This window comes from Pseudomonas sp. CGJS7, assembly GCF_036961695.1.
Map to the genome: position 1 here is coordinate 35,915 of NZ_JBAMDI010000003.1, position 23,142 is coordinate 59,056.

Consider the following 23,142-nt stretch of genomic DNA (forward strand, 5'->3'; position numbering starts at 1 on the left):
CTAACGACAGATCTGCCAGCGCCCCATGTCCAGGTGAAAGTGGTTGCGGTGCGCAGCGTTGTAATCCGGCCCCAGTACCGTGCTGAAGCTCTCGCAAGCGGCCTGCTGCACCTGACGCAAGAATTCCGCCTTCTGCCCGCCCGCCTGCCAGTCACGCGCCAGGATAATGCGCTGGCCGTCCTTCAGGCGAAAACCGCTGATGTCCAGCGCATTGGCCGTGGCGTGCTGGCTCAAACGGGCCTGCTTGCGGTGGTAGACGTTGCGGCAGGCAAAGCTGCCCAGGTGATCGACCTGCGTCACCGGTTGCCCAAACACTTCCTGCGCCGCCGGCTGCAAGCCATGGTTTTCGAACAGTGCATAGGCCACCGCCAACGGGCAACTGGCCAGAAAGCTGCTGCTCAGCCGCGCCTGGCCGCCCTCGATGCGCCATACGTTCTGCAGCGGGCAGTTGGCCGACGCCGGGCTGTCGGCTTGTGCCCGGTAACGCAGGTGGCTGGTTTCCAGCGCCTGCCGGCACAGCGTTGGGTCATCGCGTAGGCGCGACAGTTTGTAGGGGGTCAGCAGGTTGGGCGGCTGGCGTACGTCCAGCGGCGCCCAGGGGTTCCATGTGACAGGCAGGCGCCAGCCGAAGTGCCAGGCCAGGCCGGCCACCGTCAGCAGGCCGGCCAGTAGCGCCAGCAATGCCCTCATCAGCGGCGGAACAGGTCGTTCAGCTGGGCAAACGGCATTGCCTGCTCACCGTAGCCGAACGTGCCCTCATCGCGAATTTCCTGCGCCGCCCGGTAGAAGGCCCCGAGTGCAGCACGGGCCAGCGACGAGCCAACGCTGACGCGGCGCACGCCCAGGTCCTGCAACTGATTGACGCTCAGCGGCACGCCCGCCATGCCCATCAGCACATTCACAGGGCGCGGTGCGACTGCCTGCACCACGGCACGGACTTCCTCCACGGTGCGCAGCCCGGGGGCGTAGAGCACGTCGGCACCGGCTTCGGCATAGGCTTGCAGGCGCAGGATGGTGTCGTCGAGGTCCATGCGTCCGTGCAGCAGGTTTTCTGCCCGGGCGCACAAGGTGAACGGGAATGGCAGGCTTCGCGCAGCCTGCACAGCGGCGCGCACGCGCTCCACAGCCAACCCGAAGTCATAGATGGGCGCATCACTGCGGCCACTGGCATCTTCGATGGAGCCGCCCACCAGGCCAATTTCGGCGGCACGCAGAATGGTCTGGGCACAGTCTTCGGGCAAGTCGCCAAAACCGTTTTCCAGATCGGCGGCCACCGGCAGCGCGGTGGCATCGACGATCTCGCCGGCATTGTCCAGTGTATCGTCCAGGCTCAAGGCGCCTTCGGCGTCTGGCCGGCCCAGGCTGAAGGCCAGGCCTGCACTGGTGGTAGCAAGCGCCTCGAAACCCAGGCTGGCGAGCAACTTGGCGGAGCCGGCATCCCACGGGTTGGGGATGACGAACGCGCCGTCGCGCTCGTGTAACGCCTTGAAGGCCTCAGCTCGCAGGGTTTGCACATCCATGGTTCAACCTCCGGCAGTCAGGGAAAGGTCAGAGTAGCCCCAATTGTTCGACCTCAGGGGCGCGCGGCAATTCCGGCAAAGGTGCCAGGCCCGGCAAGCGTGCCATCAGGCGTTGATGGAAACGCTGGGCCAGCGCCGCAGCCTGGCGATTGTCCGAGGTGTGCAGGAAGATATAGGGATTGCGGCCTTCTTCGATCCAGGCGGCGACTTTTTCTACCCAAGGGCTAAGGAAGGTGTGATTGGCCTCCAGTTCAGGATGGCCAATGAAGCGAACCTGCGGGTGCTGGCTGAAGGCTGCCGGCCGCGGAGGCACCTTGGGCTTCTTCGACTGCGCATGCAGCACGGCAGGGTCGCGCGAGGTACAACTGAACAGCGCACGCGGGTCGAGGCAGATACGCTCCACACCGCGCTCGTGCAGCAGGCGATTGAGCAGGCGTTCTTCCTCACCCTTGGCAAAAAAGGCCTGGTTGCGCACTTCCACAGCCACGGGCACGGCGATCTGATCGAGGAAGTGACAAAGCTCACCCAGGCGCGCCGGGCCGAACTGGGCCGGCAACTGCAACCAGTAGGGTGATACGCGCTGGCCCAGCGGGGCCATCAGCCGAGTGAAGTCGAAGGCAGGTTCAAGCTGGTCACGCAGGTCGCCCTCATGGCTGACATCCCGCGGAAACTTGGCAGTGAAGCGAAAGTGCTCGGGCATGACCTGCGCCCAGCGGGCAATGGTGCCGGGAGCGGGACGTGCGTAGAAAGTGGTGTTGCCTTCGACGGCGTTGAACACCTGGCTGTAGAAGCCAAGCATTTGATTACTGTTGGCGTCAGCGGGGTACAGGTAGTCGCGCCAGGCGTTTTCGCTCCACGACGGGCAACCGAGAAAGTAAGGCAGTGGTGAGGGATTCATCCATCAAATGTACAGGTCGAGCCCCAGTACTTCCATGTCCCAGTCAGTAAAGCCGGCAGTGCTCAGGTAGCTGGCCAGTGCGGTGGCGGTGCGGCGGTCACGGGCGCGAGGGAAAACCATATCCTGCTGGCGGGCTGGCATGCCACCACCAGGGCGGCGGGCGGTGGCTTCCTGCGGGGCGGCTTCTGCCTCCTCGATCACCTCGGCATCGTCGATGGCCTCGTCACGCACCGCTGCTTTGCGCGAGGTGCGCTTGAGCGGGTAGGACTGCGATGAGAAACCGTCGATACGCATGGCATGAGCACTCAGGACCAATGATGGCAATTTAGCAGCATCAGGGTTCCGTCGCTAATGCTTGAGTGATAACTGGACCACAGATCGCGCAAAAGGTTTTAGCGTGTTCGGCGATAACCGACGAACAGCACTCAGTGCTTCTTGGGCGTGGCTACATTATCGCGCAGATAAACCGGTTGCGCCTGCTCGGCGACGATTGCCTCGCCACGGGCCCAGGCAAAGGTGGCCAGGCTGAGAATGTCCAGAGCATTGGGCAAGGCAGCCGGGTTGCTCGCCGCCACCTGTACCGCCAGGCGCTCGGCGTAGCCCCACCCGGTACCGGCACCGAACCACTCGCCATTGCTGCCTGCCGGTAGCGCCACCTGCTCGGGCGGCAATACGGCTTCACGGCCGACCAGGCACATTTCACCCGCCGTGGCCTGGTAGCAGCCCCAGTACACTTCATCCATGCGCGCATCGATGGCAGCGGCCACCTGCTGCACGCCCTGCTCGCGCAATGCACCCTGGGCCAAAGCGGCCAGGTTGGACACCGGCAGCACCGGGCGTTCGAGGGCGAAGGCCAGGCCTTGCACAACACCGATGGCAATACGCACGCCGGTGAACGCGCCCGGGCCACGGCCAAAGGCAATGGCATCCAGCGCATTCAGTGCCACGCCAGAGTCGGCCAGCAGTTGCTTGATCATCGGCAGCAGCTTCTGGGCATGCATGCGCGGGATCACCTCGTAGTGGCTGGTCACCTTGCCGTCATGCAGCAGCGCGACGGAACAGGCTTCGGTGGCGGTATCCAGGGCCAGCAGGGTGGTCATCGAACGGGTATCCAGGTGCGAATGAAAAAGAGCGGCAGTATAGAGCAGCAGCGGCGTTGTGTCCTGAGGGGGCGCTGTGCGGCCTACAAACGACAACGGCCCGCAAGCGGGCCGTTGTCGAGGTGCGTCAGGCGCCGGATCAGCTCAGGGCTGCCAGGACCTTGGCGGTGATGGCTTCAACCGAGCCGACACCTTCTATGTGGCTGTACTTCGGCTTGCCGCCATTGGCAGCCGACAGCTTCTGGTAGAAATCCACCAGCGGCTTGGTCTGGCTGTGGTAGACCGACAGACGATGGCGAACGGTTTCTTCCTTGTCGTCGTCACGCTGGATCAGGTCTTCACCGGTCTCGTCGTCCTTGCCTTCCACTTTCGGCGGGTTGTACTGAATGTGGTAGGTACGGCCCGAGGCCAGGTGCACGCGGCGGCCAGCCATGCGGCCGACGATTTCTTCGTCGTCCACGGCAATTTCGACCACGGCATCGATGTCGACGCCGGCAGCGACCATGGCTTCGGCCTGTGGGATGGTGCGTGGGAAGCCGTCGAACAGGCAGCCGTTGGCGCAATCAGGCTGAGCGATGCGCTCCTTCACCAGGCTGATGATCAACTCGTCGGAGACCAGCTGGCCGGCATCCATGACTTTCTTCAGCTCCAGGCCCAGCGGGGTGCCAGCCTTGACGGCGGCACGCAGCATGTCACCGGTGGAGATCTGTGGAATACCGAACTTTTCGGTGATGAACTTTGCCTGAGTACCTTTACCGGCCCCGGGAGCTCCCAGCAGAATTACGCGCATCTCGTGCTCCTCAAATTTTTTTATGAAATTCAATGGATTCGGCGACCAGGGCCAAGTCCGGAAAATCGGGTATGACCATAAATCGGTCAGAAGGCTGCTCAAGATACACAGCGCCCGGCAGCCAGACAAGCGTCCCAAAGTTGCAGGAATGCGCCACTTGCGGCTGACCGGGCAGGCGGTTGCGCCAGGCGCAACCACCCTCCCCGTCATAGTGCCGGCCCTGCATGGCACGCGCCAGACATGACCCGGGCTTGCCCTTAGCCGGTGTTGCGCAGCCCGGCGGCAATACCCGCCACGGTCACCAGCAAGGCCTGCTCCAACGGGCTGTCCAGAGCGGCTTCGCGGCTGCGCGAGCGGGCCAGCAACTCTGCCTGCAGGCGGTGCAACGGGTCCAGATAGGTATTGCGCAGGCTAATGAATTCCAGTGTCTCGGGGCTGTGCGCCAGTAGCACCGGCTGCCCGGTCAGGCCCAGCACCACCCGGCATGACTGCGACAATAGGTCGCGCAGGTGCGCACCTAAAGGACGCAGGTGCGGTTGCACCAGACGTTCGTCGTAGGCCTCGGCAATTTGCGCATCGGCCTTGGCCAGCACCATTTCCAGCATGTCGATGCGGGTGCGGAAGAACGGCCATTGCTCGCGCATCTGTGCCAGCAACTCACCCTGACCTCGGGCCAAGGCATTGGTCAGCGCCGTTTCCCAGCCCAGCCAGGCCGGCAGCATCAGCCGGGTCTGGGTCCAGCCGAAGATCCACGGGATGGCGCGCAGGCTTTCGATGCCACCGGCGCGACGTTTTGCCGGGCGGCTGCCCAACGGCAGGCGCCCCAGTTCCTGTTCTGGCGTCGACTGACGGAAGTACTCGACGAAATCGGGATTCTCCCGTACCACGCTGCGGTAGGCCTGGACACCATCGGCGGCCAACTGGTCCATCACTTCACGCCAGGCCGGCTGCGGGGGCGGTGGTGGCAACAGCGTGGCTTCAAGCACGGCAGCCAGGTACAGGTTGAGGTTTTGCTCGGCAATGCCCGGCAAGCCGAACTTGAAGCGGATCATTTCACCCTGCTCGGTGGTGCGGAAACGCCCCGCCACCGAACCCGGTGGCTGCGACAGGATCGCGGCATGGGCCGGACCGCCGCCTCGCCCGACCGTACCGCCACGGCCGTGGAACAGCAGCAGCTCGACCTGATGCTCGGCACAGATGCGCACCAGGTTTTCCTGAGCCCGGTACTGCGCCCACGCAGCAGCCGTGGTGCCGGCGTCCTTGGCCGAATCGGAGTAGCCGATCATCACTTCCTGCGGGCCGCGCAGGCCCGCGCGGTAGCCCGGCAGGCCAAGCAGGCGCTGCATGACCGGGCCGGCATTGTCGAGGTCGGCCAGGGTCTCGAACAGTGGTACCACGCGCATGGGGCGGGTCAGGCCGGCTTCCTTGAGCAACAGTTGCACCGCCAGTACATCCGAGGCGGCACCGGCCATGGAGATGACGTAAGACCCCAGCGAGGCGGCCGGCGCAGCGGCCACTTCCCTGCAGGTCGCCAGCACTTCGGCGGTGTCCGCTTGCGGCTTGAAATGCGCAGGCAGCAGGGGCCGGCGGTTTTTCAGCTCGGCCTGGAGGAACGCGATGCGCTGCTCCTCATCCCAGTCGGCGTAACGCCCCAGGCCCAGGTAATCGGTAATCTCGGTCAGCGCATCACGGTGGCGGGCAGCGTCCTGGCGTACGTCCAGGCGGCCCAGGAACAGGCCGAAGGTCACCGCACGACGCAGGCAGTCAAGCAGCGGCCCCTCGGCGATCACGCCCATGCCGCATTCGTGCAGTGACTGGTAGCACAGCTCCAGCGGCGCGATCAGCTCGCGGTTGTCCACCAGCACGTCGGCACCGGCCGGTTGGTTGCTGGTCAAGGCCGAATGCGCCCATGCGCGTGTCGCACGCAGGCGGTCGCGCAGTTGCTTGAGCACTGCGCGGTAGGGTTCGGCGCTGTCGCCAACCTGCTTGCGCAGGGTGTCGTTGGCCTGCTGCATGGACAACTCGGCGGCCAGTGCATCAATGTCGCGCAGGAACAGGTCGGCGGCCATCCAGCGCGCCAGCAGGAGTACTTCGCGGGTGACGGCAGCCGTCACATTGGGGTTGCCATCACGGTCCCCACCCATCCACGAGGCAAAGCGGATCGGCGCGGCCTCCAGCGGCAGGCGCAGGCCAGTGGCCTCCAGCAGGGCCTTGTCGACCTTGCGCAGGTGGCTGGGGATGGCATGCCACAGTGAATGCTCGATCACTGCGAAACCCCACTTGGCTTCGTCTACCGGCGTAGGCCGGGTACGGCGGATTTCCTCGGTGTGCCAAGCCTCGGCGATCAGCCGGCGCAGGCGTTCGCGCACTTGCTGGCGTTCTGCCGGAGTCAGGTCACGATGGTCCTGTGCGGCCAGTTGGCCGGCGATCGCGTCGTACTTCTGGATCAGCGTGCGACGGGCCACTTCGGTGGGGTGTGCGGTGAGCACCAACTGGATATCGAGCTTGGCCAGTTGCCGGGCCAGGGCATCGTTGCTGTGGCCTGCCTGCTTCAAGCGCCCCAGCAGCTCGGGCAGTACCTGCGCTTCGAATGGCTCGGGCTGGTCGGCGTCGCGGCGGCGGATCAACTGGTACTGCTCGGCCATGTTGGCCAGGTTGAGGAACTGGTTGAAGGCCCTCGCTACGGGCAGCAGGTCTTCTTCGGCCAGGTCCGCCAGGGTCGAGCTCAGCTGCTCACCCGGGCCGCGACGGTCGGCCTTGGCACTGTGGCGGATGTCCTCGATTTTCTGCAGGAACGCATCGCCATGCTGCTGGCGAATGGTTTCGCCAAGCAGCTCACCCAACACATGGACATCTTCACGCAAACGCACATCGATATCGGTCATTGGCGCCCTCTCCGTTGCATCCCTATCAGCCTCAGCGCGCCCTGTGCAGGAGCGAGCGGTATCCCCCAAGAGTGCCCACAGCCGGGCGACGATGGCAAGCCGTGATCGGCCAAACCAAACTAAAGTGAAAGCACAGCACTCCCATGCAGTGCAGCCTTTCCAGGCGTCAACAGAGGTCATCATGAAAATCCGTGAACTCGCCCAGCATTGGGAACAGAATGCCGCCGGCACCCTCAGCCGTACCGGTCATGTCCTGCACCTGGACCTGGAGTCCGAAGCGCGCCTGGCCGCGCTGATCGACATGTACCCCAAGCGCACCGCCGAAGAACTGCTCGGCGAACTGGTCGCCGCCGCCCTTGAAGAACTGGAAGCCAGCTTCCCCTATGTACAGGGTCGCCAGGTCATCGCCACCGACGAAGAAGGCGACCCGTTGTACGAAGACGTTGGTCCTACGCCGCGCTTTCTCTCCCTGTCGCGCCAGCACCTGCACAACTTGAGCAACGCGACAGTCGACAGCGACAAATAATCCTGCGCGCCAGCATTCCGGGCCTGCTCAAGGCCCGGAATACCGCTCCAGCCTGGGAAAGTTCCAGGCAAATCGCACTGACCGATCAGTCAGAAATAGTTATCCGATCACGGCGCTTTTTTCTGAACTATTCGAAAAACCTTCGAGTCGGAGCCAATAGCCATCACGCTAAAACCCTGCACACTGCCCTCGTGCACCGTTGAACTGAAGCGCGCGGTTATGTCAGGGATTGAGCGATGGACTGCTACGGACATCGTCGTTATCAGGAGTGATCCAATGGAGCTGACCACCATGAAGACCCGCACTAGCAAACTGTCATCCACTCATGTGCGCGGGTTCAAGCTGGCCGCGCTGGCGCTGGGCAGTAGCCTGGTCCTGGCCGGCTGTGCGGGCAATCCGCCCACCGAGCAGTATGCCGTCACCCAGTCCGCCGTGAACTCCGCCGTCAGCGCTGGCGGTACCGAGTTCGCTGCCGTTGAAATGAAAGCGGCTCAGGACAAGTTCAAGCAAGCCGAAATCGCCATGCACGACAAGAAGTACGACGAGGCCAAGCGCCTGGCCCAACAGGCCGAGTGGGATGCACGCCTCGCCGAACGCAAGGCCCAGGCAGCCAAAGCCCAGAAGGCCGTGCAGGATGCCCGCCAGGGCGTTCAGGACGTACGTGAGGAAGGCCTGCGCAGCGTTCAGTGAGCCCTGCCCCGCCAACCTTAGCCTTCGCACACGATCAAAGGATGAACACTATGCGCAAACACGTCATGATTCCCGCCCTGCTGGCCCTGAGCGTCGGTCTTGCTGCCTGCTCGCACGATCCGAATGCCAATCTGGAAGCGGCCCGCACCAACTTCTCCTCGCTGCAGAGCGACCCGCAAGCGAGCAAGGTCGCGGCACTGGAGACCAAGGACGCCCAGGACTGGCTGAACAAGGCCGACAAGGCGTACATGGACCGTGAAGACGAGAAGAAAGTCGACCAACTGGCCTACCTGACCAACCAGCGCGTCGAAGTGGCCAAGCAGACCATTGCCCTGCGTACCGCCGAAGCTGAACTGAAGAACGCCTCGGCCCAGCGCGCCCAAGCCAAGCTGGATGCCCGCGACGCGCAGATCGCCAAGCTGCAGGACAGCCTCAACGCCAAGCAGACCGACCGCGGAACGCTGGTGACCTTCGGCGACGTGCTGTTCGACTTCAACAAGGCCGAACTCAAGAGCAGTGCTTACCCGAACATCACCAAGCTGGCCCAGTTCCTTCAGGAAAACCCGGAACGCAAGGTGATCGTCGAGGGCTACACCGACAGCGTCGGCTCGGCCAACTACAACCAGACACTGTCCGAACGCCGCGCCAACAGCGTGCGCATGGCACTGGTACGTGCCGGGGTAGATCCGGCGCGTATCGTTTCCCAGGGCTATGGCAAGGAGTACCCGGTAGCGGACAACTCGAGCAACTCGGGACGTGCGCAGAACCGTCGGGTGGAGGTGACCATCTCCAACGACAACCAGCCGGTGGCACCACGCTCGGTGAGCCAGGTTCAGCGCTAAGGCTGGCTAGCTGAAAGGACAAGCCCCGCGATCGACGCGGGGCTTTCTTTTGCCTGTTCGGGCCTCTTCGCGGGCACGCCCGCTCCCACAGGTACGGCGCCAGTTTCGAGTTTTGCGCGACCCTGTGGGAGCGGGCGTGCCCGCGAAGAGGCGAGTTCAGGCAGCAAGGATAATGGCTCACTGCACCTGCTGCGGTGTTTCTTCGCCCATGCAGCGCACCGCGCGCTTGCGGTTGTCCACCAGCACGCCGGTCAGGCCTTTCTGCTGGGTGTCGAACAGCACCAGCACGCCGTCGACGCACTGGGCCACTTGCGGTGCCGGGTCCAGCGATACCTTGTAGTCCTCGCCGGGGATGGTCTTGAGCATGGTGAAGTCCTGCAGCAGCAGGGCATCTTCGGGCTTGGCGAAATGCAGGTAACCGTAATACCACAAAGCCCCTACCGTCACGATGATGCTGCCGACGCCGGTCAGGATCAGCGGGATGGCGTTGCGTTCTTCACTCATTGCTTGTTCTTCTCGTCAGGGAAATTGGGCACTTCGGCAAGCCGCCGCAGGCCGTTGAAGTGGCTGGGGTCATCGAGGAACCGCAGCATCACCTGGCGCCAGGTAGGGTCGGCGAAGGTCTGCACGTGCCCCCCTCGGGTCAGTTGCAGCACCCGCGGTGGTGGCGCGTGCTGATACAGGCGGATGCCGTTGTCCATCGGCACCAGGTTGTCGTCAATGCTGTGGAAAAACAACTTGGGCGGGCTGCTCAATCGCTCGATCGAGCGGATCGCGCTGTCGCCGTCCGGCACCAGCCACGACAGCGGAACCTGCAATGGCCAGGTCATCCAGGAGGTGCTGAGCGCAAAGCGCCCCACCGCGCGGTAACTGGCCGGCACACCATCGAACACCAGGGCGCTGAAGCGCTGACGCTGCTCGGGGTGGGCCGCCAGGTAATGAATGGCCATGGCACCGCCCAGGCTCTGCCCCAGCAGTACCAGCGGCTTGCCCTTGACCTCGGGCGCCTGCTGCAGCCAGGCCATGGCTGCAGCAATGTCCTGGTACACCTCCGGCAGGCTCGGCTGGCCCTGAGACAAGCCATAGCCGCGGTAATCGATCATCAACACCTGGTAGCCCTGCTCCGGCAGCCAGTAGCTCCCCCCCAGGTGCCCTGGCAGGTTACCGCCGTTGCCGTGCAGGTGCAGCACCGTGCCCTTGACCTCGACCCCGGCCTTGGCTGGCAGCCACCAACCGTGAAGGCGGATGCCATCAGCAGTGGTCAGCGTGACATCGCGGTATTCCAGCTTGGCACGCTCAGGGGTGAAGGCCTGACCACGCTCGGGGTAGAACAACAGGCTGCTGCAGCCGCCAAGGCTCAGCAGGACCAGGCCGAGGACGAGCAGGCGGCAGTGCTCAGAGAATGTTCGCGTAGTCGGCTTCAATGCGATCCAGGCTCAGGTGGTTGAGGAAGTTGGAGAAGCACATCCAGGCCGACAGCGCACTCAGGTCGCGGAACTGTTCAGGCAGGTACTTGGGCGGCTCGACCAACCCTTCCTCGACCAGTTGGCGCAGGGTGCGCATGTCTTCCAGGGTGGTCTTGCCGCAGAACAGCAACGGGATCTGTTCCAGTTTGCCCTTCTTCACGGCCAACTGAATGTAGTTGTAAACCATGATGAAGCCCTTGAGGTAGGACAAGTCCTTGGTGAATGGCAGGCCGTTGGGCACCGAGCCGCGGAACACCCGGCTGGCGTTGCTGTAGCTCTGCGCCATCTCGAAGCCCTGCTCGCGGAAGAAACCGTAGACCTGCATGAAGTCTGCACCCTCCTCGACCATGTGGATGGCACGGGTGCGGTTGGTGAGCTTGCGCAGGCGGCTGGGGTAGGAGGCAAAGGCGATCACCTCCATGAGAATCGCCAGGCCCTCCTGGGTTACCGTCGACGAGGGCGGGCCTTTGGCCAGGAAGGTGCAGATCGGCTGGTTCAGGCCATTGAGCGTGGTACCGACGTGCACCAACCCTTCGTGCACCTCCAGGGCGCGCACATCGCGGGCGTTGAACATGGCATCGGCACGCACCTTGATGTAGTCGGCACCGGCTGCGGCGTCGGCGACGATACCGTCGGACTCGAACACGCGAATGGTCCCTTCGGCCTCGCCGAACACGTTGTTCAGCCGGTGCTGGAGGATCTCCACCGCCTCCTTGGCGGTGAGATTCTTTGGCTCATCCTTGAGGTCACCACGGCCATCGATGTTGTTCAGGTAGTCCGACAGCATCAGGCCAAGGTCGGCCAGGGTCGGGTCACCGGCGTGGAAGGCATCCGAGGCGGCGCCGTACAGCTCCTGGGAGATCAGGCCGAAGTCCTCGGTACCGCGCGCTTCGAGCATGCGCACCACCATGCGGTATTCGCGGCACATGCGCTTCATGATCTGCCCGACCGGGTTGAACTGGCCCAACTGGCGAATGATGTCGCGCTCGATGCCCTGGAACTCGGCCTTGACCGCGCTGGAGTCGAACGACAGCGGGCGCGATTGGTAGTAGGCGCGATCAACCGCCGGTGGCTCCTTGCCCTTGGCCTTGAGAAAGCCCTGGCGGATGTTGTCGTCCCACTTCACCGCGTCCAGGACCCGGATAGGCGTCTGTGCCGCGACGATGCGGTCGGACAGGGCGCGGATGGTTTGCTGGTATTCGTCCACCAGGGACTCCTTTCTAGTACACGAAACCTGTACCGGCCTCTTCGCGGGCTTGTCCGCTCCCACAGGGACACCACAGGATCAGATACCTGTGAAATACCTGTGGGAGCGGGCAAGCCCGCGAAGACGCCAACACGGTCATTTGCCCGAGCGCTGGAACCGCGCCACTTCGACGAACAGGTCGGAGTTGGCCGGGTCGTCCAGGTAGGCCAGCACCCGCGCCGCCGGGCTGTCGATCAGCACGCCGTCGCCGTTGTCCTCCGGCACTTCGGTACTACGACCGCTCAGTTCCTTCTTGCCCACCGCCTGCTGTACCTGCTCAACATCCAGGTTGTAGACCACCAGTTCCTTGCCATCGACGATATCGAAGCCGCCAATCAGGAAATTGCCGCCCAGGCGCTTGGGCACGCCAGCCGACAAGTACCAGCGGTTGCCGTGGCGTGACACGGTGAACACGTATTCTTCAGGGGCCTTGCCCTTGGCCGTGGCCACCGCCTTGTAGGCGTCGCCACCGCTACGGCTGATCACCAGTTTCAACGGCTCCCCCCAGGCGTCCTTGCTGCTCCACTTGCCGAGCAGGGCCTTGGGCGCTGCCTGGTTGCTGGGCAAGGGCTCATGGAAGGTCACCAGACAACCGCCCAGCAGCAGGAATGACAAAGTCAACAACACCACACGCCAGGCTTTCATCAGGTTCTCCTTGAAAAGGTCGTTCTCGGCTCAGGCCGATGCCAGCACCAGCTGCAGGTATCGGGTAAGCATAGCGAGCATCTGCCCATCGGCTTGCGCATTCGCTTGCTTGAGCAGGCCTTGATATTCCAACTGCTCGATAATCGCCGTCAACATCTGTGCATCCTGCTCCGGCTGCCGCGAACCCACGACCTGCAGCAATTGCCGGGTGCCGTGCAGCAGGATCTGCTCATGAGCGCACACCAGCTCAGCCAGTCGCGGGCACAGCAATGCTTCCTGGCGGAAAGCCTGCTCGGCCATCAGGAAGTCACGGCGGTTCAGCAGTTGCCGCTGAACGTAATCGGCGGTCATGCGCGCCACGTCGTCAGCCAGCCGCGCCCGTGCCTGCGGGCTGCCATCGCCCTGTGCCAGCAACTGGCGCAACACCACCTCGGTATTGGCCCACAGCTTGGCCATGTAGGCCGCACTGCGCTCGACGTACTGGGCAAAGGTATCGGTGAGCAGGTCCTCGATGTCCTTGAAGTAGTAGGTGGTGGCCGACAATGGCACGCCGGCCTCGGCGGCCACTGCCCGGTGGCGCACACCGCGCACGCCGTCGCGTACGACAATGCGCATGGCGGCATCGAGAATCAACTGGCGACGCTGTTCGCTGCCTTGGCGGGCAGTCTTGCGGCCTTGGTATTGCACGCTTTCGGCGACGGCGGTGGCGATGCCGGCGGCGCCTTGGTCAGGCATGGCGGGTGTCACGGGGGATACCTCATGGGCAGTGTTTCGTCAGTGCTGGCCCATTCGCGGGTAAACCCGCTCCTACAAGGCCTTTGTAGGAGCGGGTTTACCCGCGAAGAGGCCGGTACTGACAACATAAAGCTTCAGGCAAGAAAAAGCCGCCTCGAAAGGCGGCTCGTTCAGCTCACTCAGGCCTGCGGACGCATGTGCGGGAACAGGATGACGTCGCGGATCGACGGCGAGTTGGTCAACAGCATCACCAGGCGGTCGATGCCGATGCCTTCACCGGCGGTCGGCGGCATGCCGTACTCCAGCGCACGAACGAAGTCGGCGTCATAGTGCATGGCTTCATCGTCACCCGCGTCCTTCTCGGCCACCTGGGCCAGGAAGCGCTCGGCCTGATCTTCGGCATCGTTGAGCTCGGAGTAGGCGTTGGCGATTTCGCGGCCACCGATGAACAGCTCGAAACGGTCGGTAACGGCCGGGTTGTCGTCGTTGCGACGGGCCAGCGGCGACACTTCGAACGGGTACTCGGTAATGAAGTGCGGCTGCTCCAGCTTGTGCTCGACCAGCTCTTCGAAAATCATCACCTGCAGCTTGCCCAGGCCTTCATGGCCCAGCACCTTGGCGCCGGCCTTCCTGGCAATCTCGCGGGCGCGGTCGACGTCCTGCAGGTCGGCGGCGGTCAGCTCCGGGTTGTACTTGAGGATCGAGTCGAACACCGACAGGCGTACGAACGGCTCGCCGAAGTGGAAGACCTTGTCGCCGTACGGTACGTCAGTGGAGCCCAATACCAGTTGCGCCAGCTCGCGGAACAGTTCCTCGGTGAGGTCCATGTTGTCGCGGTAGTCGGCGTAGGCCTGGTAGAACTCGAGCATGGTGAATTCAGGGTTGTGACGAGTCGAAACGCCTTCGTTACGGAAGTTGCGGTTGATCTCGAACACTTTCTCAAAACCACCAACCACCAGACGCTTGAGGTACAGCTCCGGCGCGATACGCAGGAACATGGCCATGTCCAGGGCATTGTGGTGGGTTTCGAACGGCTTGGCAGCGGCGCCGCCCGGGATGGTCTGCAGCATCGGCGTCTCGACTTCGAGGAAGTCACGCTCGATGAGGAACTTGCGGATGTGCGAGATCACCTGCGAACGCACACGGAAGGTGTGGCGGGTTTCTTCGTTGACCATCAGGTCGACGTACCGCTGGCGGTAGCGCTGCTCGGTGTCGGTCAGGCCGTGGTGCTTGTCAGGCAGCGGGCGCAGCGACTTGGTCAGCAGGCGCACGTTGGTCATTTCGACGTACAGGTCGCCCTTGCCGGAACGGGCCAGGGTGCCTTCGGCGCTGATGATGTCGCCCAGGTCCCAGGTCTTGACCGCGGCCAGGGTTTCTTCCGGCAGGGTCTTGCGGTTGACGTAGACCTGAATACGGCCAGTCATGTCCTGGATAACCATGAACGAACCACGGTTGAGCATGATGCGGCCGGCGACCTTGACTGGGATCGCGGCTGCTTCCAGCTCTTCCTTGGTCTTGTCCGCGTATTGCTTCTGCAGGTCGTTGCAGTAGCTGTCGCGACGGAAGTCGTTGGGGAAGGCATTGCCCTTGGCACGCTCGGCGGCAAGTTTTTCCTTGCGCAGGGCGATCAGGGCGTTTTCTTCCTGTTGCAGGTCTTGCGATTCGGTCTTGAGGTCGCTCATGTCGTCATTCTTTCCATCAGGTATTCGTTGCCCGTTCCGGGCAGGGCACGCGCTACCGGCGGCTGGCCAGGTAGCGCGGCATGGGGGTGCGAATTACAGGCCCTGCTTGAGGCTCGCTTCCAGGTACTGGTCAAGGTCGCCATCGAGGACCTTCTGGCAGTCGCTACGCTCGACGCCGGTACGCAAGTCCTTGATACGCGAGTCATCCAGTACGTAAGAGCGGATCTGGTGGCCCCAGCCGATGTCCGACTTGCTGTCTTCCAGCGCCTGCGAGGCGGCATTGCGCTTCTGCATTTCCAGTTCGTACAACTTGGCCCGCAGCATTTTCATGGCGGTGTCCTTGTTGGCGTGCTGGGAGCGTTCGTTCTGGCAAGCCACCACGGTATTGGTCGGTACGTGGGTGATACGGACCGCCGAGTCGGTGGTGTTCACGTGCTGACCACCGGCACCGGAGGAGCGGTAGGTGTCGATGCGCAGGTCGGACGGGTTGATCTCGATTTCGACCTTGTCGTCGATCTCGGGCGATACGAACACCGCCGAGAACGACGTGTGGCGACGGGCACCGGAGTCGAACGGGCTCTTGCGCACCAGGCGGTGCACGCCGATTTCGGTGCGCAGCCAGCCGAAGGCGTATTCGCCCTTGATGTGCACGGTTGCACCTTTGATACCGGCCACTTCACCTTCGGAAAGCTCGATGATGGTGGCATCGAAACCACGCTTGTCGGCCCAGCGCAGGTACATGCGCAGCAGGATGTTGGCCCAGTCCTGCGCTTCGGTACCACCGGAACCGGCCTGGATGTCCAGGTAGGCGTTGTTCATGTCCATCTCGCCGCTGAACATGCGACGGAACTCAAGCTGGGCCAGGTTTTCTTCCAGGCTTTCCAGCTCGGTCACGACGTCGCCGACGGCGCCTTCGTCATTTTCTTCGACGGCCATGTCGAGCAGGTCCTGGCAGTCACCCAGGCCGTTGGACAGCTTGTCCAGGGTCTCGACGACCTGGGCCAGCATGGCACGCTCGCGGCCCAGAGCCTGGGCGTACTCAGGCTTGTTCCAGACGTTGGGGTCTTCCAGCTCGCGGTTGACTTCGATCAGGCGGTCATGCTTGTGATCGTAGTCAAAGATACCCCCGAATTGACTGGGAACGCTCGGTGAGGTCCTTGATGGTGTTCAGGATCGGTTGGATTTCCATGGGCGGGCTACTCGTGCGAATTCGGTGAAAAGCCCGCGAGTATAACCGAGTCCGCAGCATGGCGGCAGACCCGCCGGGCGGTCGTATGTCGATAGGGCAACCTGCGCTCCCACACAGGCCGCGCGTCTCCAGGAGCTCAGGCGATGCCGACTTGGTTACGCCCACCGTTCTTGGCCAGGTAAAGACCTTTATCGGCCGCCGAAATCAGCTGCCGGCAATGGCTGCCGATAGCCGGAGTCTGGGTGGCCAGGCCGATGCTCACGGTCAAGAACGTATCAGCCGTCGGCGCAGTATGGGGGATGCCAAGGCCCAGCACGGTCTGGCGCAGTTTTTCGGCCACCAGCCGCGCCCCGCCTGGCGAGGTGTTGGGCAGCACCAGGGCAAACTCTTCGCCGCCATAGCGCGCCGGCAGGTCGGTCGGCCGCGAGCACGAGCTACGGATGGCTTCGGCGACCTGGCGCAAGGCCTCGTCACCGGCCAGATGGCCAAAGCTGTCGTTGTAGACTTTGAAGTAATCCACGTCGATCATCAGCAACGACAACTGCTGCTGTTCACGCATCGCCCGGCGCCATTCCAGCTCCAGGTATTCGTCGAAGTGCCGGCGGTTGGACAGCCCGGTCAGGCCATCGGAGTTCATCAGCCGCTGCAACATCAGATTGGAATCAAGCAGCTGCTGCTGGCTGACGCGCAGGGCACGGTAGGCCTCGTCGCGCTGCAGCAGGGTCAGGTAGGAACGCGAGTGGTAGCGGATGCGGGCCACCAGTTCGATGGTGTCAGGCAGCTTGACCAGGTAATCGTTGGCCCCGGCGGCAAATGCCGCACTCTTTACCAGCGGGTCTTCCTTGGTCGACAGGACAATGATCGGGATGTCCTGGGTCACCGGGTTGTTGCGGTACTCGCGCACCAGGGTCAAGCCGTCCAGGCCAGGCATGATCAGGTCTTGAAGAATGACCGTGGGCTTGATGCGCATGGCCTGGGCCACCGCCTGGTGCGGGTCGGCACAGAAGTGGAAGTCGATGTTGTCTTCATTGGCCAAGCCACGCCGCACCGCTTCGCCGATCATGGCCTGATCGTCGACCAGCAGCACCATCGCCGAGTTTTCGTTGGTGGTCGCGAAACCTTCGATCGGTAAATCATTCATCATTGTTCACCCGATCACTACCGGCCTGGCGGCGTGATTCAATACATTTCGTCATTTTGCGAAAAATTCAGTCAAGCGCCCGGCAATGCGTTCCAGCGGGCGGATTTCCACGGCGGCATCAATAGCCGCAGCAGCCTTGGGCATGCCGTACACCGCGCTGCTGGCCTGGTCCTGGGCAATGGTCAGAAAGCCCTGCTGACGCATCAGCTTCAGGCCCTGGGCACCGTCGCGGCCCATGCCGGTGAGCAGCACGCCCACTGCATCACCATTCCAGTAACGTGCCACGCTCTCGAAGAACACATCGATCGAGGGCCGGTAGATTTCATTCACAGGTTCCGCAGTGTAGGCCAGTTGGCCATTCTGTAGCAGGCGAATGTGGTGGTTGGTACCGGCCAGGAGTACCTGCCCTGGCTGCGGCGGTTCGCCTTCACGGGCCAGGCGCACCGGCAGGCCTGCTGCGCTGCTGAGCCATTCGGCCATGCCTGCGGCAAACACCTGGTCCACATGCTGGACCAGCACGATGGCCGCCGGAAACGCTGCCGGCAAGCCCTTGAGCAATACTTCGAGTGCTGCAGGGCCACCTGCCGAAGACCCGATTGCCACCAACCCGCGGCGCTGGGAAGCCTCGCGCAGCGGTGCCGCCACCGACCTTGCGGCAGGTGCACGCTGCTGGCCGACCAGCCAGCCGATATTGAGGATCTTGCGCAGCAAGGGCGCCGCCGCTTCGCGGGCATCGCCAGCGCCCAACGCAGGGGTGTCGACCACATCGAGGGCGCCATGGCCCATGGCCTCGAATACCCGGTGGACGTTCTGTTTACGGTCGACCGTGACGATGACAATGGCGCACGGGGTTTCGGCCATGATCCGCCGGGTTGCCTCGACACCGTCCATCACCGGCATGATCAGGTCCATGAGGATCAGGTCCGGTAACTGCTCGGTGCAGCGCTGCACCGCCTCGGCACCGTTACTGGCCACCCACACGACCTGGTGTGCGGGCTCCAGGGCGACCGCCCGGCGCAACGCTTCGACGGCCAGGGGCATGTCATTGACGATGGCGATCTTCATCCCTGAGCACCTCCGATCAGTTCCACAACAGCATCCAGCAACGCATCGTCGTGGAAACTGGCCTTTGCCAAATAGTAGTCGGCGCCAGCGTCCAGGCCACGCCGTCGGTCTTCCTCACGGTCTTTATAGGACACCACCATCACCGGCAATGACTGCAGGCGCTGGTCGCGACGCACCAGGGTAACCAGCTCGATACCGTCCATGCGCGGCATGTCGATGTCGGTGATCAACAGGTCGAAGTCCTCACTGCGCAGGGCGTTCCAGCCGTCCATGCCGTCCACCGCCACCGCCACGTCGTAGCCACGGTTGCCCAGCAGCTTGCGCTGCAGCTCGCGTACGGTCAGCGAGTCGTCGACCACCAGGATGCGTTTGCGGACTACGCCACGGGCTCCGCTGCTGCCGCGCTCGATGCGCTCCAGGCTGCCCGTGCTGAGCAGTTTTTCCAACGAGCGTAGCAAGTCTTCGACATCGACGATCAGGACCACCGAGCCATCATCGAGCAAGGCGCCGGAGGAAATGTCCTGCACCTTCCCCAGGCGTGGGTCGAGTGGCATCACGACCAGCACCCGCTCCCCCACCAGCCGCTCCACGGCCACGCCATACAGCTGCTCGCGCTCACGAATCACCACTACCCGCAGGCTGGCTTCATCGCTTTGCCCAGCCGGGCGATTGAGCAATTGGCTGGCCGCCACCAGGCCAATATGCCGGCCTTCGTGCCAGAAATGCTGGCGCCCCTCGATCTGCACGATCTGTTCGGCGGTCACTTCCAGCGTGCGTTCGATATGGGCCAGCGGGAAGGCGTAAGCCTCACCGCCCACCTCGACCACCAGGCTGCGAACGACCGACAGGGTCAGCGGCACCTGAAGATGGAAGCGACAGCCCTGCCCTGCCACCTGGGTCAACTCGATCGAGCCGCGCAGCTCGCGGATCAAGTGCTGCACCGCATCCAGCCCCACGCCGCGCCCGGACACTTCGGTAACCTTGTCACGCAGGCTGAAACCGGGCAGGAACAGGAACGTCAGCAGCTCCGCCTCACTCATCCGCGCCACCGTGTCAGCGGGCGACAGGGCGCGCTCGACGATGCTGCTGCGCAGGCGCTCCAGGTCGATACCGGCGCCATCGTCGATCAGCTCCAGGCTGAGCATGCCCGCCTGGTGCGAAGCCCGCAGGCGGATCACACCCTCGTCCGGCTTGCCCGCCAGCAGGCGCCGCTCGGGCAATTCGATGCCGTGGTCGACGGCATTGCGCAACAGGTGGGTCAGCGGTGCTTCGAGCTTTTCCAGCACATCGCGGTCGACCTGGGTCTTCTCCCCTTCCACCACCAGCCGCACCGGTTTGCCCAGCGAACGGCCCAGGTCGCGGACCATGCGGCTTTGCCCGGTCAGCACGTCGGCAAACGGCCGCATCCGGCAGGCCAGGGCAGTGTCATACAACAACTGCGCACGCTGGCTGGCCTGCCAGCCGAACTCATCCAGGTCGGCCGCCTGCTGCTGCAGAATCTGCTGGGTCTCTGCCAGCAGGCGCTGGGTCTGTGCCAAGGCTTCGAGCACCTCGTTGCCCTGCCCCGTGTCTTCCAGCTGCATGCGCAAGCCGTCAAGCGCCTGCATACCCTGGCCGTGCATGCGCTTGAGGCGCTGCAGGGTAGCCAGATATGGCTTGAGCCGCTGGGTTTCCACCAGCGACTTGCTGGACAGGTCAAGCAGGCTATTGAGGCGGTCGGCGGTGACACGCAGTACCCGCTCGGTACCTTCGCCAGCGCGCTTGCCAGCCTTGCGCCGCAGGGCGGGTTCGGGCTCTGGTTCCGGTGGTTCGGCTGGCATTACCATGGGGGCAGGCGGCAGGGTTGCCAGCGGCGGCACGGATGCCGCCGGTGGCACGACAGGCATGGCAGAGGCGCCCGGGTCGAGCAGGCTGGCCATTTGCGCAAGAAACACCGGCAAGGTCGCCTGCGCCCCGGCATCGCCGGGTGTGGCAATACGCATCAGCAGGTCGGTACCTTGCAACAGCGCGTCAATATGCTCGGCGGTCAGCCGCAGTCGGCCTTCCTGGGCCGCCACCAGGCAGTCTTCCATCACGTGGGCGACACTGACGCCAGCATCCACCCCGACAATGCGCGCAGCCCCCTTGAGCGAGTGGGCAGCGCGCATGCAGGCCTCGAGCTGGTCGGCCTGGGTAGGGTTGCGCTCCAGTGCCATCAGGCCGGCATTGAGCACTTGGGTCTGCGCCTCGGCCTCCAGGCTGAACAGTTCGAGCAACGATGCGTCGCGCATTTGCTCTGGGGTCATGACAGGCTCCGCTGCACGGCAGACAGTAAGTGTTGATCGTCCAGAACCCGCACGCTGCGGCCGCGCCACTGCAGGACTGCGGCGGTGAAGCGTGTGGCGTCCCGGCCACTGCCCAGCAACTGCGGGTCGAGCCGGTGAATACCGTCGATTTCCTCGACAGCCATCACCACCGGCCCGCCTTCGGCGGCCAGAATCAGCATACGTGGCATCGCCCGTGCGCTGCGTTGCTCGGTGGAGCTTGCCTGCACGCCCAGCAAATCAGCCAGTGACAGGCACGGCACCAACGCACCGCGTACATTGGCAACCCCGTGCAGCAGCCGCGAGCGCTGGTGCGGCAATGAATGCACCGCCTGCAACGGGGCGATTTCGGCCAGGCAGGCGGTAGCCAGCGCCAGCCACTCTTCGCCCAGACGGAACAGCAGCATCGAGCGACCGGTGTTTTCCGCGTCCGGCTGCACCGCTGCAGCCTGGTGCTCCTGCACCAGCGCATAGCGGTCGAGCAAACGCGTGGCCGCAGCGGCATACACCTCGCAATTACGGCAATGAACATGCCGCTCCAGCAGTGGGCACTGCTTGTCGCCGCGCACGCCAATGCGGTTCCAGCAGTCGTCGATGTGCGCGTCATCCTCGGCGAGCAATTGCATCGCGGATTCACTGTTCATCGTTCAGACTCCCGGCCAGCCCGCGCCGCGCGCTCCTGAAGGCGCCGAGCGCCGGCCAGGTCACCCTGGGCCGCCAGCAAGGCGGCCAGGTGCACCAGCGCCTCGGGGTGCTGTGGTTCCAGATACAGGGCCTTGCGATAGTGGCTCAGCGCCTGCTGCGCATCGCCTTCGGTATCACTGAGCAAACCCAGCCAGTAGTACACCTGTGCCGACGGCGGGTACTGGCTCAGGTAGCGCTGGCATTCGCTACGGGCCTGCTCGCTGGCGCCGGCATTGGCCAGCCGGGCAATGCCGGCCAGCAACTCGCTGGCCCCCTCGTGGCTGTGCTCGCGGGCTGGCGCTGGCCTGGCCGCCACCGGCAGCACACGCAGCGAACGAGGCAACGGCACACTGGGCTGCGGATAAACCGGTGCGGGCAACGTCGTGAACGCCCGCTTGGCAGGTTGGGCGGGTGCCGCCGCCAAGGAGGCGCTGTCGCCTTCATGACGCACATAGGCAAACGACTGGGCGATCCCCAATGGACGCATGCCCATGCGTGCCAGCAAGCTGCCTTCGGCCGGGCCGATAAACAGCACACCCTGCGGATGCAGCAAGCGCTTGAGCACTTCGAATACACGCTGTTGGGTCGGTACGTCGAAATAGATCAACAGGTTGCGACAGAACACGAAGTCATACAGGCCGTCGCGGCTGGCCAGCGCCGGGTCAAGCACATTGCCCACCCGCAGGCTGACTTGCTGGCGTACCCGCTCATGCAGGCGGTGGCCTTCGTCCAGAGCATCGAAGTAGCGCTCGCGAAAGCCCAGTTCGCTACCCCGGAACGCATTGCGCCCATATACCGCCTGCCCGGCCTTGGCTACTGAACTTGGGCTGATGTCCATTCCATCGACAAGGAATGCCCCAGGCGCCATGCCGGCGTCAAACAAGGCCATGGCCAGCGAATAGGGCTCCTCGCCGGTAGAGCACGGCAGGCTGAGCAATCGCAGCGGGCGCGCGCCAGCCAGTTGAGCCAGCCGTTTATGGGCCAGGCTGGCCAGCGCAGTGAAGGATTCGGGGTAACGGAAAAACCAGGTTTCCGGGACGATCACCGCTTCGATCAGCGCCTGTTGCTCATCTGCCGACTGCTGCAGGCGCAGCCAGTAATCGTCCAGGTCCATCGCGCCCGCAGCCACGCAACGTTGGCGCAGCGCGCGTTCGACCATGGGCGCGCCCACCGACTCCACGTCCAGGCCAATACGCTCGCGCAAGAAGCGGAAGAAACGCTGTTCGTTCATGTAGGCATCCCTGTCGGGTCTTGCGTGTACAGCAATGCGTGCACGGTGTCGGGCAGCAGGTCATTGACTTCGATGCGCTGCAGCAGGCCTTGGGCATCCTGGCGCACCGGGCCCAGATACGGCGCATCGCCTGTGTCCACCCCATAGGGCTGGAACTCGTCCGGTTGGCAACGCAGGGTTTCGGTGGCCTGCTCCAGGATCAGGCCAAGCTGCAGGCCGCCTCGGTAGTGCACCAGCACCAGGCGGGTGCTGGTGCGTTGCACCGCCGGCTGGCCAAAGCTCAAGGCGGCAAGGTCGATGACCGGAACCAGCTGGCCACGATGGGCGAGGATGCCCGCGACCCAGGCAGGTGCCTGGGCGATCGGCTTGAGCGGCTGACGCGGCAGCACTTCGATCACCTCGTGCACGCTCAGGGCAAAACGCTGCGCTCTGATGCGAAACTGCAGGTACAACGCCCCCTCGGTGTTCGCCGCCCGCGCGGTGCGCAGTTGCAAGTCGTTCATC

At 63.8% G+C, this 23,142-nt stretch carries 24 protein-coding genes; 3 read left to right on the forward strand and 21 right to left on the reverse strand.

Annotated elements, in window-relative coordinates:
• From V7787_RS03210 to ppc, 8 genes are all read right to left on the reverse strand, one after another.
• Complete coding sequence (locus V7787_RS03210) at window positions 1-690, reverse strand: extensin-like domain-containing protein (protein ID WP_064491437.1); 690 nt, start codon at window positions 688-690, stop codon at window positions 1-3.
• Window positions 690-1,520, reverse strand: a complete 831-nt coding sequence (locus V7787_RS03215; RefSeq protein ID WP_014592159.1) for an isocitrate lyase/PEP mutase family protein — start codon at window positions 1,518-1,520, stop codon at window positions 690-692. The genes V7787_RS03210 and V7787_RS03215 overlap by 1 nt, the downstream gene beginning before the upstream one ends.
• Window positions 1,521-1,548: 28 nt before the next feature.
• A complete protein-coding gene (locus V7787_RS03220) occupies window positions 1,549-2,418 on the reverse strand; it encodes a DUF72 domain-containing protein (RefSeq protein WP_064491438.1) in 870 nt (289 codons plus the stop codon).
• Between the two features lie 3 nt (window positions 2,419-2,421).
• Complete coding sequence (locus V7787_RS03225; protein ID WP_064491439.1) at window positions 2,422-2,712, reverse strand: hypothetical protein; 291 nt, start codon at window positions 2,710-2,712, stop codon at window positions 2,422-2,424.
• A gap of 131 nt (window positions 2,713-2,843) precedes the next feature.
• On the reverse strand, window positions 2,844-3,518 hold the full coding sequence (gene tsaB / locus V7787_RS03230; RefSeq protein ID WP_014592162.1) for a tRNA (adenosine(37)-N6)-threonylcarbamoyltransferase complex dimerization subunit type 1 TsaB: 675 nt from the start codon (window positions 3,516-3,518) through the stop codon (window positions 2,844-2,846).
• A 139-nt stretch (window positions 3,519-3,657) separates the two neighbouring features.
• Window positions 3,658-4,308 (reverse strand): adenylate kinase, encoded by a 651-nt coding sequence (adk, locus tag V7787_RS03235; protein WP_004575467.1) that lies wholly within the window; start codon window positions 4,306-4,308, stop codon window positions 3,658-3,660.
• A gap of 10 nt (window positions 4,309-4,318) precedes the next feature.
• Window positions 4,319-4,534: a hypothetical protein gene (locus V7787_RS03240; protein ID WP_104887128.1), complete on the reverse strand. Its 216-nt coding sequence runs from the start codon at window positions 4,532-4,534 to the stop codon at window positions 4,319-4,321.
• Window positions 4,535-4,565: 31 nt separating this feature from the next.
• Complete coding sequence (ppc, locus tag V7787_RS03245; protein WP_064491440.1) at window positions 4,566-7,193, reverse strand: phosphoenolpyruvate carboxylase; 2,628 nt, start codon at window positions 7,191-7,193, stop codon at window positions 4,566-4,568.
• A gap of 181 nt (window positions 7,194-7,374) precedes the next feature.
• Between ppc and V7787_RS03250 the strand changes: the two genes are divergently transcribed.
• From V7787_RS03250 to V7787_RS03260, 3 genes are all read left to right on the forward strand, one after another.
• Window positions 7,375-7,719, forward strand: a complete 345-nt coding sequence (locus tag V7787_RS03250; RefSeq protein ID WP_021785939.1) for a hypothetical protein — start codon at window positions 7,375-7,377, stop codon at window positions 7,717-7,719.
• Between the two features lie 276 nt (window positions 7,720-7,995).
• Window positions 7,996-8,409 carry a DUF4398 domain-containing protein gene (locus V7787_RS03255; protein ID WP_020190164.1) on the forward strand — a complete coding sequence of 138 codons (414 nt, stop codon included), beginning with the start codon at window positions 7,996-7,998 and terminating at the stop codon, window positions 8,407-8,409.
• 50 nt (window positions 8,410-8,459) lie between these two features.
• A complete protein-coding gene (locus V7787_RS03260; RefSeq protein WP_020190165.1) occupies window positions 8,460-9,251 on the forward strand; it encodes an OmpA family protein in 792 nt (263 codons plus the stop codon).
• A gap of 177 nt (window positions 9,252-9,428) precedes the next feature.
• Here V7787_RS03260 and V7787_RS03265 read toward each other — a convergent pair whose 3' ends face one another.
• The 13 genes from V7787_RS03265 to V7787_RS03325 form a co-directional block, all read right to left on the reverse strand.
• The gene (locus V7787_RS03265; protein ID WP_003252219.1) at window positions 9,429-9,755 is read right to left on the reverse strand and encodes a hypothetical protein; all 327 of its coding nucleotides are present in this window, start codon (window positions 9,753-9,755) and stop codon (window positions 9,429-9,431) included.
• A complete protein-coding gene (locus V7787_RS03270; protein ID WP_020190166.1) occupies window positions 9,752-10,675 on the reverse strand; it encodes an alpha/beta hydrolase in 924 nt (307 codons plus the stop codon). The genes V7787_RS03265 and V7787_RS03270 overlap by 4 nt, the downstream gene beginning before the upstream one ends.
• On the reverse strand, window positions 10,647-11,924 hold the full coding sequence (locus V7787_RS03275; protein ID WP_003252215.1) for a flavohemoglobin expression-modulating QEGLA motif protein: 1,278 nt from the start codon (window positions 11,922-11,924) through the stop codon (window positions 10,647-10,649). Before V7787_RS03275 ends, V7787_RS03270 begins: the two co-directional genes overlap by 29 nt.
• Before the next feature lie 135 nt (window positions 11,925-12,059).
• The gene (locus tag V7787_RS03280; RefSeq protein ID WP_064491441.1) at window positions 12,060-12,608 is read right to left on the reverse strand and encodes a hypothetical protein; all 549 of its coding nucleotides are present in this window, start codon (window positions 12,606-12,608) and stop codon (window positions 12,060-12,062) included.
• A gap of 30 nt (window positions 12,609-12,638) precedes the next feature.
• Window positions 12,639-13,343 carry a TetR/AcrR family transcriptional regulator gene (locus V7787_RS03285; protein WP_019437363.1) on the reverse strand — a complete coding sequence of 235 codons (705 nt, stop codon included), beginning with the start codon at window positions 13,341-13,343 and terminating at the stop codon, window positions 12,639-12,641.
• 179 nt (window positions 13,344-13,522) lie between these two features.
• The gene (gene lysS / locus V7787_RS03290; protein WP_010952588.1) at window positions 13,523-15,025 is read right to left on the reverse strand and encodes a lysine--tRNA ligase; all 1,503 of its coding nucleotides are present in this window, start codon (window positions 15,023-15,025) and stop codon (window positions 13,523-13,525) included.
• A 93-nt stretch (window positions 15,026-15,118) separates the two neighbouring features.
• Window positions 15,119-16,214 (reverse strand): peptide chain release factor 2 gene (gene prfB / locus V7787_RS03295; RefSeq protein ID WP_061405587.1). Its coding sequence is split into 2 segments (ribosomal slippage): window positions 15,119-16,141 and window positions 16,143-16,214, totalling 1,095 coding nucleotides; the frame shifts between segments, so codons are not numbered across the junction.
• A gap of 136 nt (window positions 16,215-16,350) precedes the next feature.
• The gene (gene wspR, locus V7787_RS03300; protein ID WP_029615556.1) at window positions 16,351-17,355 is read right to left on the reverse strand and encodes a Wsp signal transduction system regulator diguanylate cyclase WspR; all 1,005 of its coding nucleotides are present in this window, start codon (window positions 17,353-17,355) and stop codon (window positions 16,351-16,353) included.
• A 51-nt stretch (window positions 17,356-17,406) separates the two neighbouring features.
• A complete protein-coding gene (gene wspF / locus V7787_RS03305; RefSeq protein WP_010952586.1) occupies window positions 17,407-18,420 on the reverse strand; it encodes a Wsp signal transduction system protein-glutamate methylesterase WspF in 1,014 nt (337 codons plus the stop codon).
• Window positions 18,417-20,705: a hybrid sensor histidine kinase/response regulator gene (locus V7787_RS03310; RefSeq protein ID WP_198747634.1), complete on the reverse strand. Its 2,289-nt coding sequence runs from the start codon at window positions 20,703-20,705 to the stop codon at window positions 18,417-18,419. Before V7787_RS03310 ends, wspF begins: the two co-directional genes overlap by 4 nt.
• Window positions 20,702-21,367, reverse strand: a complete 666-nt coding sequence (locus V7787_RS03315; RefSeq protein WP_064491443.1) for a chemotaxis protein CheW — start codon at window positions 21,365-21,367, stop codon at window positions 20,702-20,704. The genes V7787_RS03310 and V7787_RS03315 overlap by 4 nt, the downstream gene beginning before the upstream one ends.
• Window positions 21,364-22,638 (reverse strand): CheR family methyltransferase, encoded by a 1,275-nt coding sequence (locus V7787_RS03320; protein WP_104887124.1) that lies wholly within the window; start codon window positions 22,636-22,638, stop codon window positions 21,364-21,366. Before V7787_RS03320 ends, V7787_RS03315 begins: the two co-directional genes overlap by 4 nt.
• Complete coding sequence (locus V7787_RS03325) at window positions 22,635-23,141, reverse strand: chemotaxis protein CheW (RefSeq protein ID WP_010952582.1); 507 nt, start codon at window positions 23,139-23,141, stop codon at window positions 22,635-22,637. The genes V7787_RS03320 and V7787_RS03325 overlap by 4 nt, the downstream gene beginning before the upstream one ends.
• Between the last annotated feature and the right edge of the window lies 1 nt (window position 23,142).